Source organism: Adlercreutzia wanghongyangiae (assembly GCF_035989245.1).
Lineage (GTDB): Bacteria > Actinomycetota > Coriobacteriia > Coriobacteriales > Eggerthellaceae > Adlercreutzia > Adlercreutzia wanghongyangiae.
The window spans coordinates 1-20541 of the sequence record NZ_JAYMFF010000015.1; the positions used below are offsets into that span (position 1 = coordinate 1).

A 20541-nucleotide genomic window follows, 5' to 3' on the forward strand; every position below is an offset into this window, starting at 1 on the left:
TTGTCAAGGTTCCGCGGGCCTCTTGCCCGCCGCCGCCCTTCGCGAGCGGCGCAAGGAAATACTTTACTCGGTTTCGAATGGCTTGTCAACTCGTTCACAAAATCTTGACAATTTTGCTTTCTCGCTTGACAGAGCCAAAAGCTCTTCGCCGAGACTGCCTTTCGTACTTCCGAAAAAGACAGCTTGCATATAATACAGCCTTCAGCATTTCGCGCAAGGGGTAATTTCAAATTTCTTGAAATTTTTTGCCCAGCTGCTCGACAACAATGGGGCCGTTGGCAAGAAAGACCAGTATACTGAGGCAAAACAACCACTCAAAAGTAAGGAAGCCCCATGGCTCGCGCCCACCGCAATCCCAACACAAGTGCCCGTCCCTTCCGCATGGCCCCCGATTCCGGTGGCGCGCGCCCTTCTCCCCTGCTACCGCTGCCGGCTCTTGCGCTGGAGGCGCTTTCCCTTATAGAGGGCGCGCATGGCGAGGCCTGGTGCGTGGGAGGTTGCGTGCGCGATGCCCTGATCGATCGTCCCGTTCACGATGTGGATATCGCCACGAGCCTTCCCTGGACCGCCGTGCAGCGCGTATTCGCCGCCGCGGGCTGGGGCACCGTGGAGACGGGCACCGCCCACGGCACCCTCACCGTCGTGAAGGACGGCGAGCCTTTCGAGATCACCACGTACCGCTGCGATGGTGCCTACAGCGACGGGCGGCACCCCGATGCCATCACCATCGCATCCAGCATCGAGGAGGACCTGCAGCGGCGCGACTTCACCGTGAACGCCCTCGCCTACCATCCGGAACGCGGACTCATCGACCCCTACGGCGGCGCAACCGACTTAGAACGAGGCGTCATCCGATGCGTGGGCGATCCTTCGACGCGCTTTACCGAGGACGCCCTGCGCATCCTGCGCGCCTGCCGCTTCGCCTCGCAGCTGGGATTCGCCATTGACGGGCCCACTTTCAACGCCATGATGGCATCGAAGCATCTTCTGAGGAAGATATCGGGAGAGCGGGTGTACCGCGAGCTGGAGCGTTTCGTATGCGGCGACTACGTGCACGATGCTCTTATGGGGTGCGTCGATGTGCTCGCCTTTGTGTTGCCGGAGCTGGTGTCCATGAAGGGATGCGAGCAGGTGACGAAATACCATATATATGACGTGCTGGAACACACGGCCTGGGTTGTGCAGCACACCCCGCCCGAACCGCTCCAGCGCTGGAGCGCGCTGTTCCATGACATGGGCAAGCCAGCCGCAGCATTCTTCGAGGAGCGCGAGGGCGAGCGCGTGGAGCACTTCTACGGCCATGCCGCTGTGAGCGTAACGCTGGCCGAGGGCATCATGCGACGTCTTCCCTTCCCCGCCTGGCTGCGGCGCGATGTGCCCGTCATCGTGCGCGTACATGATGACGTGGTGCCCCCCGAGCCGCGCGCGGTACGGCGGGCCCTCAACCGATTGGGAGGCCGCACCGATCTGTTCGAAGCGCTCTGCGACATCAAGCGGGCCGACGCCCTGAGCCAGGCGCCGTTCTGCGCGCCGCGAGCCGACACCGCCGAGGAGCTGCGTCGCATTATGAGGGAGATCGTGGCCGAGGGGGATGCCTTTACCGTAAAGCAGCTGGCCATCAACGGCAACGACATCATGGGGCTTGGCGTGAAGGCAGGCCCAGCCGTGGGGCAGCTGCTGGAGCAGTGCCTGGGCGCCGTCATCGACGGCACGGTGCCCAACGAGCGGGAGGCCCTGCTGGCCTTCGCCGACGACCGCCGAACATGAAAAAGGGCCGCCCGCAGACGACCCTGAAGATTCCTGGTAGCTCCGACCGGATTCGAACCGGCGACCTCCGCCTTGAGAGGGCGGCGTCCTAAACCGCTAGACGACGGAGCCACATAGCGCGCTGCATAAAGCCGGGAGGATGGTTGCCTCCCGGCCCGATTTCCCTGGTAGCTCCGACCGGATTCGAACCGGCGACCTCCGCCTTGAGAGGGCGGCGTCCTAAACCGCTAGACGACGGAGCCACATAGCGCGCTTCATAAAGCCGGGAGGATGGTTGCCTCCCGGCCCGATTTCCCTGGTAGCTCCGACCGGATTCGAACCGGCGACCTCCGCCTTGAGAGGGCGGCGTCCTAAACCGCTAGACGACGGAGCCACATAGCGCGCTGCATAAAGCCGGGAGGATGGTTGCCTCCCGGCCCGATTTCCCTGGTAGCTCCGACCGGATTCGAACCGGCGACCTCCGCCTTGAGAGGGCGGCGTCCTAAACCGCTAGACGACGGAGCCACATAGCGTTCGCGCAAAGAATGGCTGGGGTGGAAGGAGTCGAACCCTCACATACGGCACCAGAAACCGCTGTCCTGCCATTAGACGACACCCCAACGATACTTCTTCGCCCGTACCGCTAAAGCGGTAAGCGCAAGTGAGTATATTACGGAAGGGACCCCCTTGCGTCAAGCCCCCTCTTTCAGGAATTTCAAAAATTGCGGAGAGCGGCATTGGGGCGTGGCGGGGCGCCTGACGCAGGTGTTACTCGGGCGTCCGCCAATCGCAGGGATCCGGAGCCGCCAAGCCGCGAATGCCCTCGATGATGATCTCAATGCCGCAGGCGAAAGCTTCGTCCGAATGGGCATCCATAACGATTTCCTCCCATAAGGCAAGATCGTGCTCCGATGATGGAGCGTGCGCGCCTCCAGGGAGGTTGGCGATTGCCCGCTCCTCGATTGCATTGTCGGTAAAACCCGCCAAAAAGGCGTCCACCATGGCCCACGCACGCTTCAGCACGGGCACAGGGATGCCCTGATCCAGGTGCAACGCGACAATTTTCTCAGTATGACGAGCCAGACCTTCGTTTCCCGCACCGGGCGTAATTTCAATGGAGGCCAACTCGGGATGGGCCATCTCCTCAACATAGATCGAGGTCATGATGCGCCGAAGGGTATCGTCCCAGCGCTCCCCAGGCACAGGGTCGGCATCTATCGTGGCCATGAAGCGCTCGAGCACAGCAGTGAGAACATCGCCACGCGATTCGAAGTAGCCATAGATCGCCATCGCGGAGACCCCCAGCTCTCGTCCAAGCGACCGCATGGTGAAAGAAGGCAGGCCCTCCCGCTCAATAAGCTCCGTCGCCACGTCGACAATAGCGTCGCGAGAAAGAGGAGGGCGGTTTTCCTGCACTGACCCCCGCGCCATGAACCCTCCCTCCTTGCCATCAAAAAGCATCCTCTATATAAATGAGTATAAACGGGCGACGCACCCGCATTGGATACGCCGCCCCATCGACATTTGAAATCCAGAGCACCCGACTGGCTACAAGGAAGCTCCCGGCCCGTTCTCAGGGTTATGAGGCCAAGCGTGGCAATTGTCGCACTTATTGTCGGTGATCTCCTTGTCCCGGGCATGACAGTTCACGCAAGAGTTGTAGCCACCGTGTATGGAGTTGTGCGGATTAGAGAGACCGTAGTCCGCCGTCGTCGCGGCGAGCGCCTCGTAGGAGCCGCCATGGCAAGACAAGCACTGCTCGTCGGACTGGTACAGCCCCTCTCCAGCCGCAGTGTCAATCTGTTCCTCGGTTGCACCTCCTGCAGCCCGATCCGCCTCACCGGAAGGCTGCTGTGGGGCGCAGGCAAAAAGAGCGAATCCCAGAGCAAGGACGCAGGCCGCCACAGCCAGGCTCAATACATTCTTTTTCATATCCTACTCCCCCTTCATGGCATGCTCGGCGACCACATATCCGAAAGTGACGGCACGGCCAATAGATGTTCCAGGAATATGGCGCGGGTAATTCCCCGCGAAAAAGCCACCCGAAACGTTGCCTGTGGCGTACAGGCCGCCGATGGGCTTGTTTTCCGTGTCGAGAACCTGAGCGTTGCCATCGATGGTCAGGCCGCCCACCGTAGCGAGCACGCAGCTATTGGTGGTCAATGCGAAATAGCGTTTGCCCGTGAACGGAATCGCGGCGGACAGATCGCGGTCGAAGTCCTCGTCGACTCCCTTTTCGAAAAACCCGTTGTAGCGTCCGATAGTGATCGACAGGCCCTCGGGGCTCATGCCGCAGGCCGTGGCCAGTTCCTCGGGCGTTCCGCCCTCAAAAAGCCACCCTCTCTCTTTGTAATCCGCGACGGCAGCGTCGTCCATGCCACCCATCATGGTCTCGTCGAAAACAGCCCAGCAATTCGCGCCGTAATCGGGCTGGGCGTTCTGCGCGTTGGACACCGGCTGGAAGGGAAGGTCCTCGCGTACGAAGCGCTCTCCGTTGCCGTTCACGAGAATGGCAATGGAGATAGCGCCCCAAGCTCGTGAATCGTAAAAGGAATCGGGGCTACCCCAGCGGAAGTTCATGACCGGCTGGGGACACGGATCCATCTGGGCTCCCACCTGGATTCCCATCAGGTGGCCGTCTCCCGTGGTGCCCCACCCGGGATTCCACCAACTCGATGACGCATAATCCTCGGGACGACACCAAGCCTCCATAAGATCGGGGTTGGCGTCGTAGCCGCCCGTGGCCAGAATAACTCCCTTGCGGGCATTCAGCTTGACGTAAGAGCCTTCGGCGTTCCTAGCGATCACGCCGGCCACCGGTCCCGAGCCCTCCCGCACCAACTGCACGCCAGGCGTTTCAAAGCGAATGTCGAGGTTGTCGTATTGGCTTGCCACCTCCTGCATCTCCAAGCACACGTACATACCCGCATAACCGGGACGAATGCCGGCATCAGGCGGCAGACAAGGGCTATCGCCGAAGCCGAGCTCCGTGGGGATAAGATCGGTGAGACAGGGCATGCCGCACGTCGAAGGGTATTCCTGAACATGGCTGATGGTAAATCCGTTAGACCCCTTGTCCAGCACGGCCTGCCAGAAATCGGTCACTTCACCGGAACGTCGCACATAAGTGCGTACCGGTTCGGGGCGAATGCGCCAGTAAGCACTCCGGTAAATCTCGTCAAGCAGCAACTGCGGCTGGATATCAAGCCCCTCTTGGCACTTCGCATTCACCGCTCCAAAAGCCTCGAAGCAAGCGCGACCGAAAGTCATCTTCTCGATGCAAACGACATCGGCACCCTCGTCTGCCGCTTTCAGGCTAGCCATGAGGCCGCCGATACCCGCCCCCACCACGACGATGTCGTGATCTTCGGTCGCCGCAATCTGATCGGACGGAATGGCATCGGCAACAAAACCGATAGGACCGCGTGGGCCCGGGCAGGCCGCCTTCTGCACCGGAATCCACGCCGTCTCGTTAGCCAGCTTCGCAATACCCGGGACCGCGCCCTCGGTCTCCTCGGCTACAGCTGCGGGCGTCTGCGCGCCTCCAGCCAGGACGAGGGCTCCTGCCGCCGCGCCCACAACCCCGGCGCCGCGCAGGAAGTCGCGACGTGATACGTTCGTTCCCTCCATAGCTCCTCCTTCGCATCGGGCCCACCTCACGGGCCGCTCATTTTTTCGCATAACACCTCGTTACGCGAACTTTACATCGTAAAGTTCGATGCGAGGCAAATCATAACTGCTTTACTTTACATTGTAAAGTATTCAGGAAGAACTTTTCTCCTCGAACGCAGAGCCCCGCCGGCGCACTGTACGCCGGCGGGGCTCTGGAAAACGTATACTGGCAGAACCCTAGCAGGGTGCGGGGCCCGGGTAGCGCCACATGTGGTTGAGCGGGCCGCTGCCCCGCCCCAAGTTCAGACCGGCCGCCAGGGCGCCGGCCACGTAGGCCTTTGCTTCGCGCACGGCTACATCCGCCGAGAAGCCCTGGGCGAGCCCGCAGGCGATGGCCGAGGACAACGAGCAGCCCGTGCCGTGGGTGTTCTCGGTGTGCACGCGCTTGCCGTGCAGCCACACGTGCTCGCCGCCGGCCATGCGCAGGTAGTCGTCGGCCGCATCGGGATCGCCCACCCCGTGTCCCCCTTTCACCATGATGGCCGGCACGCGGGGCGCCGCATCCGGGTTGGGCGAGGTCTCGACCGCCGCCACACAGCGGGCAGCAATGAGCTCGGCGGCGCGCTCCACATCGTCGGCGCAGCTGATGTCCATGCCCGCGAGCACCTCGGCCTCGGGTATGTTCGGCGTGATCACTGTGGCAAGGGGAAACAGCTCGGCCACAAGCGCATCCACCGCCGCATCCGCGATGAGCGCCGAGCCCGAGGTGGCCACCATGACCGGGTCCACCACGATGTTCTCGGCCCCGTGCCGGCGCAGCCCGTCGGCGATGGCGCGCACGATGGCCGGCGAGGATACCATGCCGATCTTCACCGCATCGGGGCGGATGTCGTCGAACACGGCGTCCATCTGGGCGCCCACGAAGGCAGGGTCCACATCCATCACGCCGAACACGCCCGTGGTGTTCTGGGCCGTGAGCGCCGTAACGACGCTCTCGCCGAACAGCTGGTGGGCGGCGATGGTCTTCAAGTCGGCCTGGATGCCCGCTCCCCCGCTGGAATCGGACCCGGCAATGGTGAGAACCGCTTTCATGGCGCTCCTTTCTCCGCACATACAAGTGCGCCTATCATTTCATAAAAAGGAGGCGACCCCGCACGGCCGCCTCCTTCTGACAGTCAATCGTCACGCGCGGGCTACGCCTCGATGAGCTTCACGGCCTCGTCGGTGTCGATGATCTTGGCGGCGTAGCAGGTGCGCATGTAGTCGAGGCCTTCCGCCTGATCGCCCACGAGGAAGGTGGCCGTGGCGTCACCCACCACGATGATGTTGAAGTTGTTGAAGTAGGCGTCGGCCACGGTGTGCTTCACGCAGATGTTGGTGTCCATGCCGCAGCAGATGAGGGTGTCCACGCCCAGCTCGTTCAGCAGCAGGAGGAGCCCCGTCTGGAAAAACCCGCTGTAGCGGCGCTTCTCCACCACGTAGTCGGTGGGCTGGGGGTTCAAAAGCGGCGAGGTCTGCGCCTCGGGGGTGCCGGCGATGCCGTGGGTGCCCCACAACGCCAACTCGCGGTCGATGCCGGGGATGTGCGCATCGTTGGTGAAGACGACGGGCATGCCCACCTTGCGGGCGGCCTCGGCAAGCTTGGCCGTCTGCTGGATGGAGGGCAGAAGCACCGGCTCCAGCGGCGTGCCCGTGGGGTCACCCAGCTCGTCGATGACGAGGAGCGCGCATCTCAAGCGGTCGATGGCGGAAAGGTCAACCAGATCGTTGTTGTTCTCATCTCCCAGCATGGGGGTCCTTCCTTTCTTGAGGATCTTTCGACTCCGGCGCCGTGTGCCTCCGCTCAGGATGACACGGAGCGAGCGCGACCGCTCAAGACGACCGGGGATACTGCCTCGGATGATGCGCTAGAGGGTCTCCCCGATAATACGGGAAAGCTCGCGGGTGGCAGCCTCAATATCGTCGGCGGCGAAGATGGCCGACACGACGGCGGCTCCATCCACGTCGAGATCGGTCAGGAGCGGCATCGTCTTCGCATTCACGCCGCCGATGGCCACAATGGGGATGTCCACCGCTGCGGCAATCGCGCGGAACTCCTCGGGGGTGAGCACTCCGGCCTCGGGCTTGGTGGCCGTGCCGGCAACGCCCCCCACACCCAGGTAATCGGCCCCGGCCGCCTCGGCCGCCCGGGCCTGCTCCACCGTCTGGGTGCTCACCCCCACAATGGCATCGGGGCCGAGCAGCGCCCGAGCTCGCTCGCAAGCCATGTCGTCCTGGCCTACGTGCACCCCGTCGGCACCCACGGTCAGGGCGCACTCCACATCATCGTTCACCACGAAGGGAACGCCGGTCGGCCGACAGAGGGCCAGCAGCTCGGCGGCCTCAGCACGCAGCTCTTCCGCGCCCGCGCGCTTGTCGCGCAGCTGCACGAAGGTCGCTCCGCCAGCAAGCGCCTCCCCCACGCATTCCACCAGCGTGCGCTGCCCCAGCCACGCGTTGTCCGTGACGGCGTACAATTTGAGCGCGCCGCGGATGTCCTGCGGCGACCACATTCCTCGTTGCTGTGCGGGCATTCTCCCTCTCCTTCCTTACCGTTTTCTTTTTTTGTAGCCAAAAGTGCGTTTGTTAGCATACCGCGCGGCCAAATTCCCGGAAAGGCATTGTCATCCAATGGATTAACCAGGCAAAACTATTCAAAACATGTCGCATTTGAGACTAGAAGGCCGCCACAAACCCTATCCCATGCTAACAAACGCACTTTACACGACGAATTTCCCTAAAAACTCAGAAGCGGGCCGAAGATCACGACAAAACAACCGCCCGACGCCGAATGCCTTAACCGGCAAATGCAGCGCCGCCAAGACGAGCATTGAAGGGCTGCGCGCGATCAGCCTGCATCCAGGTCGACCACGAGGCCGTCCATGATGTCGTTCACCGTTTTCATGGCGCACATCTTGCCGCACATGGTGCAGGTGCCCTCGGTGGAGGGCGGCGCGCTCTCGAAAACGGCGCGAGCGCGAGCCGGATCGAGCGCCAAATCGAACATCTCGTCCCAGGCCACGCGGCGGCGCGCGTCGCTCATGCGGTTGTCGCGGTCGCGGGCCCCGGGCACGCCCTTGGCGATGTCGGCGGCGTGAGCCGCGATCTTGGTGGCCACGAGCCCCTCGCGCACATCGTTCGCATCGGGCAGGCGCAAATGCTCGGCCGGCGTCACGTAGCAGAGGAAGTCGGCGCCCGATGCGGCCGCCACCGCGCCGCCGATGGCCGCGGTGATATGGTCGTACCCAGGCGCGATGTCGGTGACGAGTGGCCCCAGCACATAAAAAGGCGCCTCGTGGCACAGCCGCTTCTGCAGCTTCATATTGGCGGCGATCTCGTCGAGGGCCATGTGCCCAGGGCCCTCCACCATCACCTGCACGCCCGCGTCCCAGGCGCGGCGGGTGAGCTTGCCGATTTCGATAAGCTCGGCGATCTGACCCGCGTCCGTCGCATCGTAACCGCTGCCCGGGCGCATGGCATCACCGATGGAAATGCACACGTCGTGCTCGTGCAGGATGGCGAGCACCTCGTCGTAGTACTCGTAAAAGGGGTTCTCGCGGCCCGTGGCTTCCATCCAGGCGAAGATGAGCGAACCGCCACGCGACACGATGTTGGTGAGGCGCCCCGTTTCCTTGAACGACTCGATGACCCGGCGGTTCATACCCGCGTGGATGGTGACGAAGTCCACGCCGTCCTCGGCGTGTGCCCGCACCACTTCCAGAAAGTCCTCGGGGGTGATGGCGACGAGCGCTTTCTCCAAATACCCGATGGCGTCGTACATGGGCACGGTGCCGATCATGGCCGGCGACTGCTCGATAAGACGCCGACGGAAGGCGCGGGTCTTGCCCGAATTCGACAGGTCCATGATGGCGTCGGCGCCCAGCTCGTGCGCCACCGCCACTTTCTCCCATTCCACGGCCTCGTCGGCCAGATCCCCGGAAATGCCCAGGTTCACGTTCACCTTGGTGGTCAACGGCACGCCATCGAGCGTGGAGCCCACGCCGGCTGGCGCGAGGCTTGCGTGGTGAATGTTCGCGGGAATGGCGATGCGCCCGGCAGCCACGGCAGCGCGAACGGCCTCAGGGTCGCGCGCCTCGGCGGCGGCCACAGCGGCCATCTGCGACGTGACGATGCCCGCGCGGGCGAAGTCGATCTGGGTGACGGGGGCTTGCGGGCCGGTTGCGGCGCCGCGCGATGCGGTGTCGGTCATGAAGACTCCCTTCGTTGGCATTACCCATATCAGGTTCTTCGGGTCGGGGCGTGTGCGGCGCCCCCTCTCAGCCTGCCCGGCCGCCGCGCGGCTGCAAGCTCCCCGGGTATGAGGTTGTGGGAACAGTATAGGGAAGGAAGGGCGCGGCGCGAGCGGCGCGAGCGCGGGCGGGCGTCCTACAGGGGCAGGAATACCGCCAAGGTACCGCTTTCCACGGCAATGCGCGCGGGCGCGCCGATAAGCTCGTTGGAAAGGCCCCAGCTTGTGCGGTTCGTGAGGGCCACGCCGTCAAGGCCGTACTTCAAGCCCTCCTCCACGACCCCCGTGGAGACGTCGGTGAGCGAGAACACCGACACAATGCCCGCATCAGCCGCCGGTAGCACCAGCTCACCCGGACCTGCGAGGAAGGCGATGCGCTCAGATTCCCCCACCGCCGTCACCGCAAGACCGCGCTCGGCAAAGGAGGCGAGCAGCAGCAGGTTCGCTAGCGTGTGGTCAAGACGGCCGCCCAGAACCCCGTACACCTCCACAGCGTCGGCACTGCGCGCGAGGGCCGCCTCCAGCGCTAGTTCCATATCAGAGGCGTCCTTCTCGGGCGGGAAGGCCTTCGCGGGCACGCCTTCGGGCACATAGCCGAGCGAGTCGAAATCGCCGATGGCGAGATCGGGCGTGCACCCCGCCGCCGCAAGCGATGCGTAGCCTCCGTCGGCGGCAATGACGGCATCGAAGGCGCCTGCATCGGCGCGCTGCGCGAAGTGCTCGGCATTGAAATCCGAGGCGCCGACGAGAGCGTAGGTGGTCACGGGAATCCCTTCTGAATGTTGCTCGTTGTTCTGCTACAATACCACAGGCGAGCGGGCCAGACGGCCGCGTACCCGTAAGGGTGCGAGGAAAGTCCGGGCTCCGCAGGGCAAGATGCCAGCTAACGGCTGGGCGGGGCGACCCGACGGAAAGTGCCACAGAAAAGAAGACTCCCCTGCTCGGAACATGCTGCCCTGTGCAGCATGCGCGACACAGGAGAAAAGCTGAAACGGTGCGGTAAGAGCGCACCAGCGCGGCGGCAACGTCGCGGCTTGGTAAACCCCATCTGGAGCAAGCGCAAATAGGAGCGCCATACGGTGGCCCGCCGTGCGCTCGGGTTGCGTGCTAGAGGCGCGAGGCGACTCGCGTTCGAGATAAATGGCCGTCCCAAGACAGAACCCGGCTTATCGACCCGCTCGCTTCTCTGTTTCGTCGTTGCTGACGCAACGACGAACGAACCCGACGCTGCGGTTCCGAAAGGCACCTGGCCTTCTCGTACCGAAGTACGCTGCGCCGCTTTTCAAGCGAATTCCAGGCACCTTTCGGAACCTCGCTGACTTCCTTGGGCGAATCCCCATGACAAAATAAGATATAAAAAGAACCGCCCGGAGGCGGTTCTTGTGTGCTTGGAAGTTTTCCTCGGCCGATTAGTCGATTTCCTCGAACTCGAAGTCGTCGGCGTCGCCAAAGCCGGAGAGATCCTTCTCGTAGGGCGAGGCCACCGGCGTGGCAGCGGCCACGGCAATGCCGGCGGAAGCGGCCGGGGCGGCCGGGGCGGCGGGCGTCACGTAGGAGGACGGCGCCACATACTCGTCGATCTCGAAGTTGCCGGTAAGGCCAGCGGCCACATCGTACTCGCCGTCGCCTGCGGCAGCCGCAGCGGCCGGCACATTGGCGCCGATATCGGCCAGCTTGCGGGACGCGTCGGCGATGATATCCTTCAGCAGATCGGCGTACTCCTCGCGGGCATCCTCGCGGTCGTCCTGCAGCTTGCGGATGGCGTCCACCACGTCCTGACGATCGGTGTTGGCACGATCGATAATGCGCTGGGCCTCGTCGCGGGCATCCTGAATAGTCTCGGTGGCGTTCGCGTTGGCCTTGGCCAGAATCTCGTCAGCCGAACGCTGGGCAATGATGAGGGCCTGGGCGATGGCATTGTCGTCGGCGCGCTTGTCGGCCAGCTGACGCTCCAGATCGCCGATGATGGCATCCTTCTGGGCCAGCTGGGCATCCAGCTCGGAGGTATCCACCGCAGCCACCGCCGTCTCGGTGATGGCCACCGTGGAGGACGGCGCCGCGTCGAAGCCGCTGAAGCGATCCTCTTCCAGCTGCGCCTGCAGGTGGGCAATGGTGTCGTTCAGCACGTCGATCTCGTCGGCGACATGCTCGAGAAACACATCCACCTCGTCAACATCGTAGCCCTTGCGGTCGATGGAGAAGCTCTGGTTGTGGATGTCGGAAGCGGTAATAGTCATAAATGGTACCCTGGCCCTTCGTACGTTGCCGTTGTTGTCTGTATGCCGGTCGCTTGACTAGAAGAGCACTGCCAGCAAACGTACCCCGAATTGTAATACAAGCAAGGCGATAATGGGAGTTACGTCCACCATACCTCCAAGGGGCGGAATAAGTTTTTTGAACAAGTTGAGGAATGGATCGCACAGTTTCCCGAGCGCTCGGTAAATATCGCCGATCACGCCGCTTTGGGTGTTGGGCAGCCACGACATCATCACGTAGACGAAGATGATCATGGAGTAGGCATCGGCCAACTTCACGATAAGGGACATTAACATGGGGAACTCCTTTGGAGATAAGAGGGTAACGTGCCCGGACGCGGCCGTTTAGGCCAGGCCCTGGCTGCGCAGGTAGGAACGCTCGCCCTCGGACAGCTCGTTCACCCGCGTGAGGGCGAACACCTTGTTGCCCACGCTTTCCACGTTGGCATCCAGAGCGCTGGCCACGCCGAAGGAGAAGTCGAGGATGCGCTTGGCCAGGGCGTCGGGGGTGCCCGTAAGGCACAGCACCACGGCATCGCCCAGCTTCAGCGCCGTGGAAATGGCCTCGGCATCGTTGTAGGCCATGGGCTTGATCACCTTCAAAGTGCGGGAAGGGGCGGTGCGCGACGTGCCCGCAGCTCCGAACGACGAGCGCGTCGACCCAGCACGCTCCTCGGAGGAGGAGGCGGGAGCGGTGGGCTCGAACAGCGAGTTCAACCCCTCGGAGCGGGCCGCATGGGTGGCACTGGCCGCAGCGGAGGCGGCCGCGGTACCCTCGGGCGTCATCTGGGGCGGCAGCGACGAATCGACCATGGTGCGGAAGGAATTGGAGCCGCTCGTGCGGCGGCTGGACGATACGCTCTCGCGCTCGCCCAACGACGGCACCTGCGTGCGGGCACGCACATCGTCGATGGAGACGAGGCGCGGCATGGAGGAACGGCCCGTGGAACGGCTGCCCACCTCGCGGGTGGTCACCGAGCTGTAGGGATCGTAGCGCGAAGACGAAGAGGACGAAGACCGCTCGTAGCTCTCATCGTAGCCGTACTCGCCGTAATCTTCCTCGTCGTACTCTTCGTAGTCGTCGTAGTATTCCTCGTAGTCGTCCTTGCGACCGAAGCCCAGCTTCGACTTAATATCGCCGAACATGCGCTTGCCGTCGTTCAGGTCCATGGGGCCTCCTGCTTCGTTTCCCGCGCGCCGCACCGGGCGTCGGGCCTGCCAACCGCCTCGGCAGTCGCAGGTCGCGGGCGCGCTCTGGTAAAGTCGTCCCCCATCATAGCAGGTTCGCCGCTACTCCTCGAAAGATTCGCTAAAGATAGCACGGCCGATGCGCACAATCGTGGCGCCGCAGGCGACGGCGCATCGCCAGTCCTCGCTCATGCCCATGGAAAGCTCGGTGAAGTCGGCCGCCGCGTCGGCGGGAAGCTGCGCGCGCACCTCGCGCGCAAGGTCGGCCAGACCCTTGAACGTCGCCTCGGCAGCCGCCGGATCGCCCTGGGGCGCCATGGTCATCAGGCCGCGCACGCGCACATGGGAAAGCGCTCCGGCCGCCCGCACCAGTGCCAGGGCGTCGGCCGGGGCCACGCCGCTCTTCGACGCCTCCCCCGACACGTTCACCTCCACGAGCACGTCCTGCACCTTCCCCAAGGCCGCAGCGGCGCGATCGATCTTCTGGGCATGGCGCTCCTCGTGCAGCGAGTGGATAAGGCTGGCATTCGCCACAATGTCGGGAATACGACGCGACTGGATGTTGCCGATGAAGTGCCAACGGGCCTCGGGGAACGCCGGTGCCTTGGCCATCAGCTGGTCGGGGCGGTTCTCGCCGAAATCCCGCGCACCCGCCGCCACGGCGGCGGCCACCTCGTCGGGCCCCACGGTCTTCGACACGGCCACGAGGCGCACCTCCTCGGGGGCGCGCCCGCAAGCGCGGGCCGTGGCGGCCACCTCGTCGGCCACCTGACGGTAACGTTCGGCAATACCCATGGCTGCTATTCCTTTCGTCCGGCGAAAGCGCTGTGACGGCCGCAGCAGCCCCCGCTCTTTCGATACGAGAAGTACCGATCATCGCAACAGGCCGTGCACTCCCCCGCCGCCGCGATGCGGTCGCACGCGACGCCCGCCTCGGCCAGGCTGGCCCGCACCGCCGCCTCCAGGTTCAAATGATCACCCTCGTGCGCGCAGGCCGGCCCGAAGCGGTCTACGAAGCGGCCCACCAGCTCGGCACCGCACTCGTAGCACGACGGGCAGATATGGGGCCCGATATAGGCGTTGAAGTCGGCGGGGCTCGTTTGCGCGCCCACCTGGTCGTCCAAGGCGACCAACGCCTGCACCGCCTCGGCGGGAATGCCCGCCAAGGCACCGCGCCAACCGGCATGGGCCACGGCGAAGGCGCCCGTCGGCGACACCACGATAACCGGCGTGCAATCGGCGAAGCACAAAAGCGCCGTCACGCCCGGCGCAGCCACGGCGACCCCGTCGGCGCCCTCCTCGGCCGCGGCGGTCACCGACGAGAAGACGGCAGCATCCCGCTCGGGCAATGCGAGCACACGATTGCCGTGTACTTGGTTCAAGGTAAGCAGCGCGGTGCCGCCCAAGCCAGCCGCGCCCTGCAGACGCACGCGATTCTCGGCCACAGCCGCCGCATCGTCACCCACGTGGGTGCCCAGGTTGAGTCCGTCGTACGGAGGCTCGCTGACACCACCTTGGCGCCGCGAGAACCCCATGCGCACGCCCGTGGCCCGAAACAGCGGCTCGTCGGTTAAAAAGGACAGGCCCGCCGAAACGCGGGCCTGCAATGTTGGCTGCGGAAGTGCCATGAAGCGCAATCGCCTCCTAGCGGGAGCGCTTCAGGAAGTCGGGGATGTAATCCTCGTCGGCGAAGCGGTTCGCGGGAGCCGGGGCGCTGAAGGTGACGGGCGCCTGCTGCTGCGGCTGGGGCGCGGGAGCCTCGGTGGCGGCGAACAGGTCCTTGCGGGGCGAGAAGTCCATGGAGGACTGAGCCGCGCCCACCTTGAAGCCGGTGGCGATAACCGTGATGCGCACGGCGTCGCGCAGCTCCTCGTCGATGATCTGGCCGTAGATGATGTTCGCGTTCTCGTCGGCGCAAGCCTCCACGGTGCGGGCCGCCTCGGACACCTCGGTGAGGGTGAGGTCGGGACCGCCGGCGATGGAGAACAGCACCCGGGACGCGCCGGCGATGGAAGACTCCAGCAAGCTGGAGGACGTGGCCTGCTGAGCCGCATCCAGCGCGCGGTTCTCGCCCGTGGCCACGCCGATGCCCATCATGGCCGTGCCCGCATCCTTCATGACGGTGCGGATGTCGGCGAAGTCGAGGTTGATGAGGCCGGGGATGGTGATGAGGTCGGTGACGCCCTGGATGCCCTGGCGCAGCGTGTCGTCGCAGATGCGGAAGGCGTCGATCATGGACGTCTTCTTGTCGACGATCTCGAGCAGGCGGTCGTTGGGAATCACAATGAGGGTGTCAACCTTCTGGGAGAGCAGATCGATACCCTGATCGGCCTGGTTGCGACGAAGGCGACCCTCGAAGGAGAAGGGCTTGGTCACAACGCCCACCGTCAGGGCGCCGATTTCCTCGCGGGCGATCTCGGCCACAATGGGGGCCGCGCCCGTGCCCGTGCCGCCGCCCTCGCCGGCGGTGACGAACACCATGTCGGCCTCGGCCAGCGCCTCGCGAATTTCCGCTCGGCTCTCCTCGGCCGCCTGGCAGCCCACCTGGGGGTTGGCGCCGGCGCCCAGGCCGCGCGTGAGCTCTTCGCCGATGTGGATGGTCTTGTCCGCGTCGGACATGAGAAGGGCCTGACGATCGGTGTTGACCGCGATAAACTCCACGCCGCGCACGCCGGCCTCCACCATGCGGTTCACCGCATTGGTTCCGCCGCCGCCGACGCCGACGACCTTGATGACCGCCAGATGCTCTCCGCCCGGGATATTCACCATTGTTGTTTCCTCCACACTAGCTGCGTTTCTCTGCCGCGTTTGAAATCGATTTCACGCGTCCGAGAGACGCGCCTTGCCGTGCCGCCCCCGAGGACGGCATTTATGTGGGGATATTGTACACGATGACGTAACCTTTGCAACGACTGGCGCGGCTAAAGGATTCCCCGCATCCACGAATACGACATTACTACACCGCACGCCAGGTGGGTCGGTCCACCACGCGCACGTTGATATAAGCCACTTTGCCGGGATGCTCCTCCATGATCTTCAGGCAGATGCGCTCCTTGTCGCGGATGTCGTCGGCGGTGCCGAAGGCGATCTCGATGCCGTTGTCCAGCGTGAGCTGCGTGGAGGCGGCATCGGTGGCGGACACGGTCTTCACCTGGTCGGCCAGATCGGTGGAAAGCCCGTCCAGAATGGCCAGGGCGTTGTTCACGTTGTCGTCGGTGCAGTAGGTGCCCACCTCGGGAGTAAGCCCGAAGGGCACGTCCTTGATGTGCAGCACGTTGGCGGCGTCCTCGTAGATCTGGGGGCTGATGGACTGCCCCAGCTCGGAATCTTGGTCGGGAATCTCCATGAGCCACATGCCGTCGGAGGCGATGGCCCAGTGCTGGGTGGTCTTGGCATTGTCGGCCACCACGTCCACCACCGCGGCGATGGCGCGCTCGGTCACCACGATCTCCAGCGTGCCGGGAAACAGGCGACGCACATCCACATCGGCCACCCAGGAGTCGCGCACCACGCTGTCCTCGATGGCGCCGGCATCCACATTGAGCAGCGTGGTGCCCTGGGGCACCGCCGCCAGCACGGCCATCTCCTCGCTGGTCAGGTGGTCGGCACCCGTTACCGTTACCTCCTCGATGGTGAACACCGGCGAGAAGTACAGCCCCGCATAGGTGCCCACACCCAGCACCGCCACCACGATAACGGCGATGATGGCCTTGAAGGCGGCCGAACGCGACTGCCGTACCGCCTCACGGCGACTGGCCTGGCGGTGCACACGATCGAGATCTCCCAGGCGCACCGAGCTGACCTGGGCCGGCTTGGCGGCGCGGGCGACGCCCGGTCGCTTCGCGCGGGCCGTAGGCGTGCTCACGCCCGCACGACGGGCTGCCCGGCCGGCAGCCGGGCGGGCCGGGCGATCGGTCGCCGAAACAGCGCGACGGGCTGCGCTTTTGTTGTAGCGGGGATTGTTGGAGCCGCGCTTATCCACGGGCGCCCTCGTCAAAGCCCACTAAACGCACTTCATAGGCCAGATCGATACCATGAGCCTCCTGCACGCGGGCGCGCACATGATCCATCAGCGTGCGCACATCGGCAGCCGTGGCGCCCCCGCGATTCACGATGAAGTTGCCGTGGAGCGGGGAAATACAGGCCCCGCCGCAGGCAGTACCCTTCAGCCCCAGCTCGTCGATGAGACGGCCCACCGAGGCTCCCTCGGGATTCTTGAACACCGAGCCGCAGGTCGGCTCGGACAGGGGCTGGCTCTGCTGGCGCCGAGCCAGATTCGCCTCCATCTTGTCGCGCACGACAAACGGATCGGCCTCCTCGGCGGCCAGCTCGCATTCCAAAATAACCTCGTCGGGTGCAAAGGAGCTGGTGCGGTAGCCCCACGCGATGTCGTCGCCGCGCAGGCGCATCAGGCCGCGGCCCGGACGGTAGGTGGTTACCGTAACCACGCGCGAGCTGATCCACTCGTCGCGGGAGCCGGCGTTCATGCGCAGGGCGCCCCCGATGGTGCCCGGCGTGCCCACAGCGAACTCGAAGCCTCCCAGGTTGCGGCGGAAGGCGTCCTGCACCACCGACGACAGGCTCGCCCCCGCACCGGCCAGAAACCGACCGTCCTCGAAGCGGGTGGTGCGGAAGTCGCGGCCCAGGGCAACGACGACGCCGGCGAAGCCCCCGTCGGCCACCAGCACATTGGAGCCGCGGCCCACCGCGACCCACGGCACCCCTTCGGTCGCGCACACGTCCACCAGCCCCGTGAGGGCCCCCACCGAGTTCACCCGCACGAAGAACCGGGCCGGCCCCCCGATGCGGTAGGTGGTATGGCGGCTCATGGGCTCGTTGGGGTACACATCGCCGTCGAAGCGATCGTCCACCAAAAGCGATTGAAGCGGAGAAGCGTGACGCGCCATGCCCTGGCTCCTATCGGCCCAGCTCGTCCACGAGCTGGGGAGCGATAGCCGTCACGTCGCCGGCGCCCATGGTGATGATCAGATCCCCCGGCTCGGCGATGTCCATCATGGCCGGCACCGCGTCGATGCGGCGCGGCACGTAGCGCGCGCCGGCATGCCCGTGCTCGATGACCGGCTCCAGGAAGGTCTTGCCGCTCACGCCGGGCACCGGGGCCTCGCCCGCAGAGTACACGTCCATGAACGTGACCGTGTCGGCGCCGTCGAAGGCGGCACCGAACTCGTCGCGCATCACCTCGGTGAACAGGGCCACACGGGAATAGCGGTGGGGCTGGAACAGCACGTGCACGTGTTTGAAATCGAGGGCGCGGGCAGCCGTGATGGTGGCCGCGATCTCGGTGGGATGATGGGCGTAGTCGTCCACCACAGTCACGCCGCCGGCCTCGCCCGCCACGTCGAAGCGACGGCGCACACCGGCAAACGAGCCCAGCTTCTCGGCGGCGTCGGCCACATCGAGGCCCAAGGCGTCGATAAGCGCGAGCACGGCCACGCCGTTGAGCACGTTGTGCATGCCGGGATTCTGCTTGATGCGGCTTTCCACCACGCGCCCGCCGGGCAGGCGCAGGGTGAACGCGGTGCCCACGCCGGCCGGCTCGGCGGCCATGATGCGGGCGTCGCAGTGCTCCGAGAACCCGTAGGTGATCACGGGGCGGCCGACCGAGGCCGCCACCTCCACCAATCGGGCGTCGTCGCCGCACACCACCACCGGACCGCCCTCGCGCACTCCCGACAGGAACATGCGGAACTGCTCGTAGATCTCGTCGAGGCCCTCGTAGTGGTCCAGATGGTCGGCCTCGATGTTGGTGACGATGGCCGCCGCCGGCGACAGGTAGGTGAACGACTTGTCGGACTCGTCGGCCTCCACCACGTAGTACGAGCCGGTGCCGGAGTGGGCGTTGGTGCCGTAGGCGCGCACGATGCCCCCGATGAGGAAGGTGGGGTCGCACCCCATGGCGTCCAAGGTGCTGGCCAGCATGGAAGAGGTCGTGGTCTTGCCGTGGGTACCGGCCACCGCCAGCGTGTCCAGATTGCGCCCGAGGTGCGCCAGCATCTGGGCACGATGGCGAATGGGCAGGCCGCGGCGCCGAGCCTCGATGAGCTCGGGGTTGTTCTCCAGAATGGCCGTGGACACCACCACCATGGGCTCGTCCTCGGGGATGTTGGCCGCGTCTTGGCCGATGAACACCGTGATACCCGCATCACGCAGCTGCTTGGTGTAGCGGCTCTCCTTCAAATCGGAGCCGGACACGCGCATGCCCTGGTCGTGGGCGACGCGCGCGATGCCGCTCATGCCGACGCCGCCGACGCCAATGAAGTGAACTGTATCTGTGCTCATGGACCTACCGCCCCTCTGTTTCCGGTTCAAACTTCGCTATTGTACCGTAGAGCAGCGCCCCGCGGCTGCCTCCGCCACAACATCTGCCAACATCTCGGCCGCCTGGGCGGTCTTCTGGGCGCGGGCGGCGCTCGTCTGGGATGCGCGGCGCCCCTCATCGTCCACCAGCGCGAACAGCGCACGAGGGAATTCATCGCCATCGAGGGCGGCATCGGGCACCATGAAGGCGCAGCCGGCCTCCACGTAGGAGCGCGCGTTGATGGTCTGATGGTCCTCGGTGGCGTAGGGGTACGGCACGAGCACCGCCGGAATGGCGCGGGCCGATATCTCGGCCAGCGACGTGGCACCGGCCCGCGACACGATGACATCGGCGGCGGCCAGCGTCTCCCCCATGCGGTCCTGGTACCCCATCAGCGTCCAGCGGGCGGCCTCGTCCTCGGTCAGCGCCAAGGCCTCCGTCACGGCGTCCAGCTCCTTAGGGCCCGTCAGATGCACGATGCGCAGATGCGGCCGGGCCAAAAGCTGGTCCTTCAGGGCCACCACGGCCTCGTTGATGTGACGGGCGCCCAACGAGCCGCCGAATACCAGCAGCATCAGGTCGTCGTCGGTCAGATCGAACAGGGCACGGCCGGCCGAGCGATCGGCCTCGATGACACTGCGGCGCACGGGATTGCCCGTCACGCGGCACGGCGCCCCGGGCGCCAGGCACTGCAGGGAGTGCTCATAGGTGAGGCACACGGCATCGGCCTTCTTGGCCAGGTACTTGTTGGCCATGCCCATCACCGAGTTCTGCTCATGCAGCACCACGGGAATGCCCATCTTCTCGGCCGCGCGGGCCACGGGAATGGACACATAGCCGCCAAAGCCCACCACTACATCGGGCCTGATCTCGCGGAACCACCGCTCGGCCTTGCGGGTGGAGGCGGCGATCTTGGCCACCCCCTTCGCCAGCGACGTGGGATGCTTGCGGTTGAAGCCCGAAGCCTCGAAGGCGGTAAACGGAATGCCGGCCGCCGGCACGAGCCGCGCCTCCACCCCGTGGGGCGTGCCGGCGAAGCGCACGTCCCATCCGCGGTCCTGCAGCACGCCGGCCAGGGCCAACGCGGGATTGATATGTCCGGCGGTGCCACCGCCCGAAAGAACTGCCAGCAT

At 65.0% G+C, this 20541-nt stretch carries 19 protein-coding genes, 5 tRNA genes, 1 other RNA gene and 1 riboswitch; of the genes, 2 read left to right on the top strand and 23 right to left on the bottom strand.

Features of this window, described 5'->3' with window-relative positions:
* Window positions 1–333 precede the first annotated feature (333 nt).
* Entirely contained in the window at window positions 334–1767 is a 1434-nt protein-coding gene (locus tag VIN30_RS07985) for a CCA tRNA nucleotidyltransferase (RefSeq protein WP_338210680.1), read from the top strand.
* A 34-nt stretch (window positions 1768–1801) separates the two neighbouring features.
* Here the strand turns inward: VIN30_RS07985 and VIN30_RS07990 are convergent.
* The 13 genes from VIN30_RS07990 to VIN30_RS08050 form a co-directional block, all read right to left on the bottom strand.
* A tRNA-Glu gene (locus tag VIN30_RS07990) sits at window positions 1802–1878 on the bottom strand.
* Between the two features lie 54 nt (window positions 1879–1932).
* A tRNA-Glu gene (locus VIN30_RS07995) sits at window positions 1933–2009 on the bottom strand.
* 54 nt (window positions 2010–2063) lie between these two features.
* Window positions 2064–2140 (bottom strand) — tRNA-Glu (locus VIN30_RS08000).
* A gap of 54 nt (window positions 2141–2194) precedes the next feature.
* Window positions 2195–2271 (bottom strand) — tRNA-Glu (locus tag VIN30_RS08005).
* 21 nt (window positions 2272–2292) lie between these two features.
* Window positions 2293–2366 (bottom strand) — tRNA-Gln (locus VIN30_RS08010).
* A gap of 148 nt (window positions 2367–2514) precedes the next feature.
* Window positions 2515–3177 carry a TetR/AcrR family transcriptional regulator gene (locus VIN30_RS08015; protein ID WP_338210681.1) on the bottom strand — a complete coding sequence of 221 codons (663 nt, stop codon included), beginning with the start codon at window positions 3175–3177 and terminating at the stop codon, window positions 2515–2517.
* A gap of 117 nt (window positions 3178–3294) precedes the next feature.
* The gene (locus VIN30_RS08020) at window positions 3295–3678 is read right to left on the bottom strand and encodes a cytochrome c3 family protein (protein ID WP_338210683.1); all 384 of its coding nucleotides are present in this window, start codon (window positions 3676–3678) and stop codon (window positions 3295–3297) included.
* Between the two features lie 3 nt (window positions 3679–3681).
* A complete protein-coding gene (locus VIN30_RS08025) occupies window positions 3682–5376 on the bottom strand; it encodes an FAD-dependent oxidoreductase (RefSeq protein ID WP_338210685.1) in 1695 nt (564 codons plus the stop codon).
* Window positions 5377–5595: 219 nt separating this feature from the next.
* Window positions 5596–6450: a bifunctional hydroxymethylpyrimidine kinase/phosphomethylpyrimidine kinase gene (gene thiD / locus VIN30_RS08030; RefSeq protein WP_338210687.1), complete on the bottom strand. Its 855-nt coding sequence runs from the start codon at window positions 6448–6450 to the stop codon at window positions 5596–5598.
* A 101-nt stretch (window positions 6451–6551) separates the two neighbouring features.
* Window positions 6552–7148, bottom strand: coding sequence for a cysteine hydrolase family protein (locus VIN30_RS08035; RefSeq protein ID WP_338210689.1), 597 nt, complete (start codon window positions 7146–7148; stop codon window positions 6552–6554).
* 117 nt (window positions 7149–7265) lie between these two features.
* A complete protein-coding gene (gene thiE / locus VIN30_RS08040) occupies window positions 7266–7931 on the bottom strand; it encodes a thiamine phosphate synthase (protein WP_338210691.1) in 666 nt (221 codons plus the stop codon).
* Between the two features lie 314 nt (window positions 7932–8245).
* Window positions 8246–9607: a phosphomethylpyrimidine synthase ThiC gene (thiC, locus tag VIN30_RS08045; protein WP_338210694.1), complete on the bottom strand. Its 1362-nt coding sequence runs from the start codon at window positions 9605–9607 to the stop codon at window positions 8246–8248.
* Window positions 9597–9722, bottom strand: a riboswitch (TPP riboswitch). Its footprint overlaps the gene before it by 11 nt.
* Before the next feature lie 61 nt (window positions 9723–9783).
* Window positions 9784–10410, bottom strand: a complete 627-nt coding sequence (locus VIN30_RS08050) for a thiamine diphosphokinase (protein ID WP_326426799.1) — start codon at window positions 10408–10410, stop codon at window positions 9784–9786.
* 48 nt (window positions 10411–10458) lie between these two features.
* Between VIN30_RS08050 and rnpB the strand changes: the two genes are divergently transcribed.
* Window positions 10459–10831, top strand: an RNA gene (gene rnpB / locus VIN30_RS08055) — RNase P RNA component class A.
* Window positions 10832–11055: 224 nt separating this feature from the next.
* On the opposite strand, the gene VIN30_RS08060 is transcribed toward rnpB, so the two are convergent.
* The 10 genes from VIN30_RS08060 to murG form a co-directional block, all read right to left on the bottom strand.
* Window positions 11056–11883: a DivIVA domain-containing protein gene (locus VIN30_RS08060; protein ID WP_326425274.1), complete on the bottom strand. Its 828-nt coding sequence runs from the start codon at window positions 11881–11883 to the stop codon at window positions 11056–11058.
* Window positions 11884–11940: 57 nt separating this feature from the next.
* Window positions 11941–12198, bottom strand: a complete 258-nt coding sequence (locus tag VIN30_RS08065; protein WP_326425272.1) for a YggT family protein — start codon at window positions 12196–12198, stop codon at window positions 11941–11943.
* A 48-nt stretch (window positions 12199–12246) separates the two neighbouring features.
* Entirely contained in the window at window positions 12247–13071 is an 825-nt protein-coding gene (locus VIN30_RS08070; RefSeq protein WP_326425270.1) for a cell division protein SepF, read from the bottom strand.
* 120 nt (window positions 13072–13191) lie between these two features.
* Window positions 13192–13884, bottom strand: coding sequence for a YggS family pyridoxal phosphate-dependent enzyme (locus tag VIN30_RS08075; RefSeq protein ID WP_338210698.1), 693 nt, complete (start codon window positions 13882–13884; stop codon window positions 13192–13194).
* A gap of 5 nt (window positions 13885–13889) precedes the next feature.
* Window positions 13890–14717 (bottom strand): purine nucleoside phosphorylase YfiH/LACC1 family protein, encoded by an 828-nt coding sequence (locus tag VIN30_RS08080; protein ID WP_338210700.1) that lies wholly within the window; start codon window positions 14715–14717, stop codon window positions 13890–13892.
* Window positions 14718–14733: 16 nt separating this feature from the next.
* Window positions 14734–15858, bottom strand: a complete 1125-nt coding sequence (gene ftsZ, locus VIN30_RS08085) for a cell division protein FtsZ (protein WP_326425265.1) — start codon at window positions 15856–15858, stop codon at window positions 14734–14736.
* Between the two features lie 187 nt (window positions 15859–16045).
* The gene (locus VIN30_RS08090; RefSeq protein WP_338210702.1) at window positions 16046–17071 is read right to left on the bottom strand and encodes a cell division protein FtsQ/DivIB; all 1026 of its coding nucleotides are present in this window, start codon (window positions 17069–17071) and stop codon (window positions 16046–16048) included.
* Complete coding sequence (gene murB, locus VIN30_RS08095) at window positions 17064–17996, bottom strand: UDP-N-acetylmuramate dehydrogenase (protein ID WP_338210704.1); 933 nt, start codon at window positions 17994–17996, stop codon at window positions 17064–17066. The genes VIN30_RS08090 and murB overlap by 8 nt, the downstream gene beginning before the upstream one ends.
* Window positions 17997–18006: 10 nt before the next feature.
* Window positions 18007–19389 carry a UDP-N-acetylmuramate--L-alanine ligase gene (murC, locus tag VIN30_RS08100; RefSeq protein ID WP_338210706.1) on the bottom strand — a complete coding sequence of 461 codons (1383 nt, stop codon included), beginning with the start codon at window positions 19387–19389 and terminating at the stop codon, window positions 18007–18009.
* A 36-nt stretch (window positions 19390–19425) separates the two neighbouring features.
* Window positions 19426–20541 carry an undecaprenyldiphospho-muramoylpentapeptide beta-N-acetylglucosaminyltransferase gene (gene murG, locus VIN30_RS08105; protein ID WP_338210708.1) on the bottom strand — a complete coding sequence of 372 codons (1116 nt, stop codon included), beginning with the start codon at window positions 20539–20541 and terminating at the stop codon, window positions 19426–19428.

Bases quoted from the DNA above. Each gene is read 5' to 3' on its own strand.
- VIN30_RS08035 (WP_338210689.1), bottom strand. From the start codon at position 7,148: ATGCTGGGAGATGAGAACAACAACGATCTGGTTGACCTTTCCGCCATC.
- ftsZ (WP_326425265.1), bottom strand. From the start codon at position 15,858: ATGGTGAATATCCCGGGCGGAGAGCATCTGGCGGTCATCAAGGTCGTC.
- VIN30_RS08020 (WP_338210683.1), bottom strand. From the start codon at position 3,678: ATGAAAAAGAATGTATTGAGCCTGGCTGTGGCGGCCTGCGTCCTTGCT.
- VIN30_RS08060 (WP_326425274.1), bottom strand. From the start codon at position 11,883: ATGACTATTACCGCTTCCGACATCCACAACCAGAGCTTCTCCATCGAC.
- thiC (WP_338210694.1), bottom strand. From the start codon at position 9,607: ATGACCGACACCGCATCGCGCGGCGCCGCAACCGGCCCGCAAGCCCCC.
- VIN30_RS08065 (WP_326425272.1), bottom strand. From the start codon at position 12,198: ATGTTAATGTCCCTTATCGTGAAGTTGGCCGATGCCTACTCCATGATC.
- VIN30_RS08080 (WP_338210700.1), bottom strand. From the start codon at position 14,717: ATGGCACTTCCGCAGCCAACATTGCAGGCCCGCGTTTCGGCGGGCCTG.
- VIN30_RS08075 (WP_338210698.1), bottom strand. From the start codon at position 13,884: ATGGGTATTGCCGAACGTTACCGTCAGGTGGCCGACGAGGTGGCCGCC.
- VIN30_RS08025 (WP_338210685.1), bottom strand. From the start codon at position 5,376: ATGGAGGGAACGAACGTATCACGTCGCGACTTCCTGCGCGGCGCCGGG.
- VIN30_RS08070 (WP_326425270.1), bottom strand. From the start codon at position 13,071: ATGGACCTGAACGACGGCAAGCGCATGTTCGGCGATATTAAGTCGAAG.
- VIN30_RS07985 (WP_338210680.1), top strand. From the start codon at position 334: ATGGCTCGCGCCCACCGCAATCCCAACACAAGTGCCCGTCCCTTCCGC.
- murG (WP_338210708.1), bottom strand. From the start codon at position 20,541: ATGCTGGCAGTTCTTTCGGGCGGTGGCACCGCCGGACATATCAATCCC.
- thiE (WP_338210691.1), bottom strand. From the start codon at position 7,931: ATGCCCGCACAGCAACGAGGAATGTGGTCGCCGCAGGACATCCGCGGC.
- murC (WP_338210706.1), bottom strand. From the start codon at position 19,389: ATGAGCACAGATACAGTTCACTTCATTGGCGTCGGCGGCGTCGGCATG.
- VIN30_RS08015 (WP_338210681.1), bottom strand. From the start codon at position 3,177: ATGGCGCGGGGGTCAGTGCAGGAAAACCGCCCTCCTCTTTCTCGCGAC.
- thiD (WP_338210687.1), bottom strand. From the start codon at position 6,450: ATGAAAGCGGTTCTCACCATTGCCGGGTCCGATTCCAGCGGGGGAGCG.
- murB (WP_338210704.1), bottom strand. From the start codon at position 17,996: ATGGCGCGTCACGCTTCTCCGCTTCAATCGCTTTTGGTGGACGATCGC.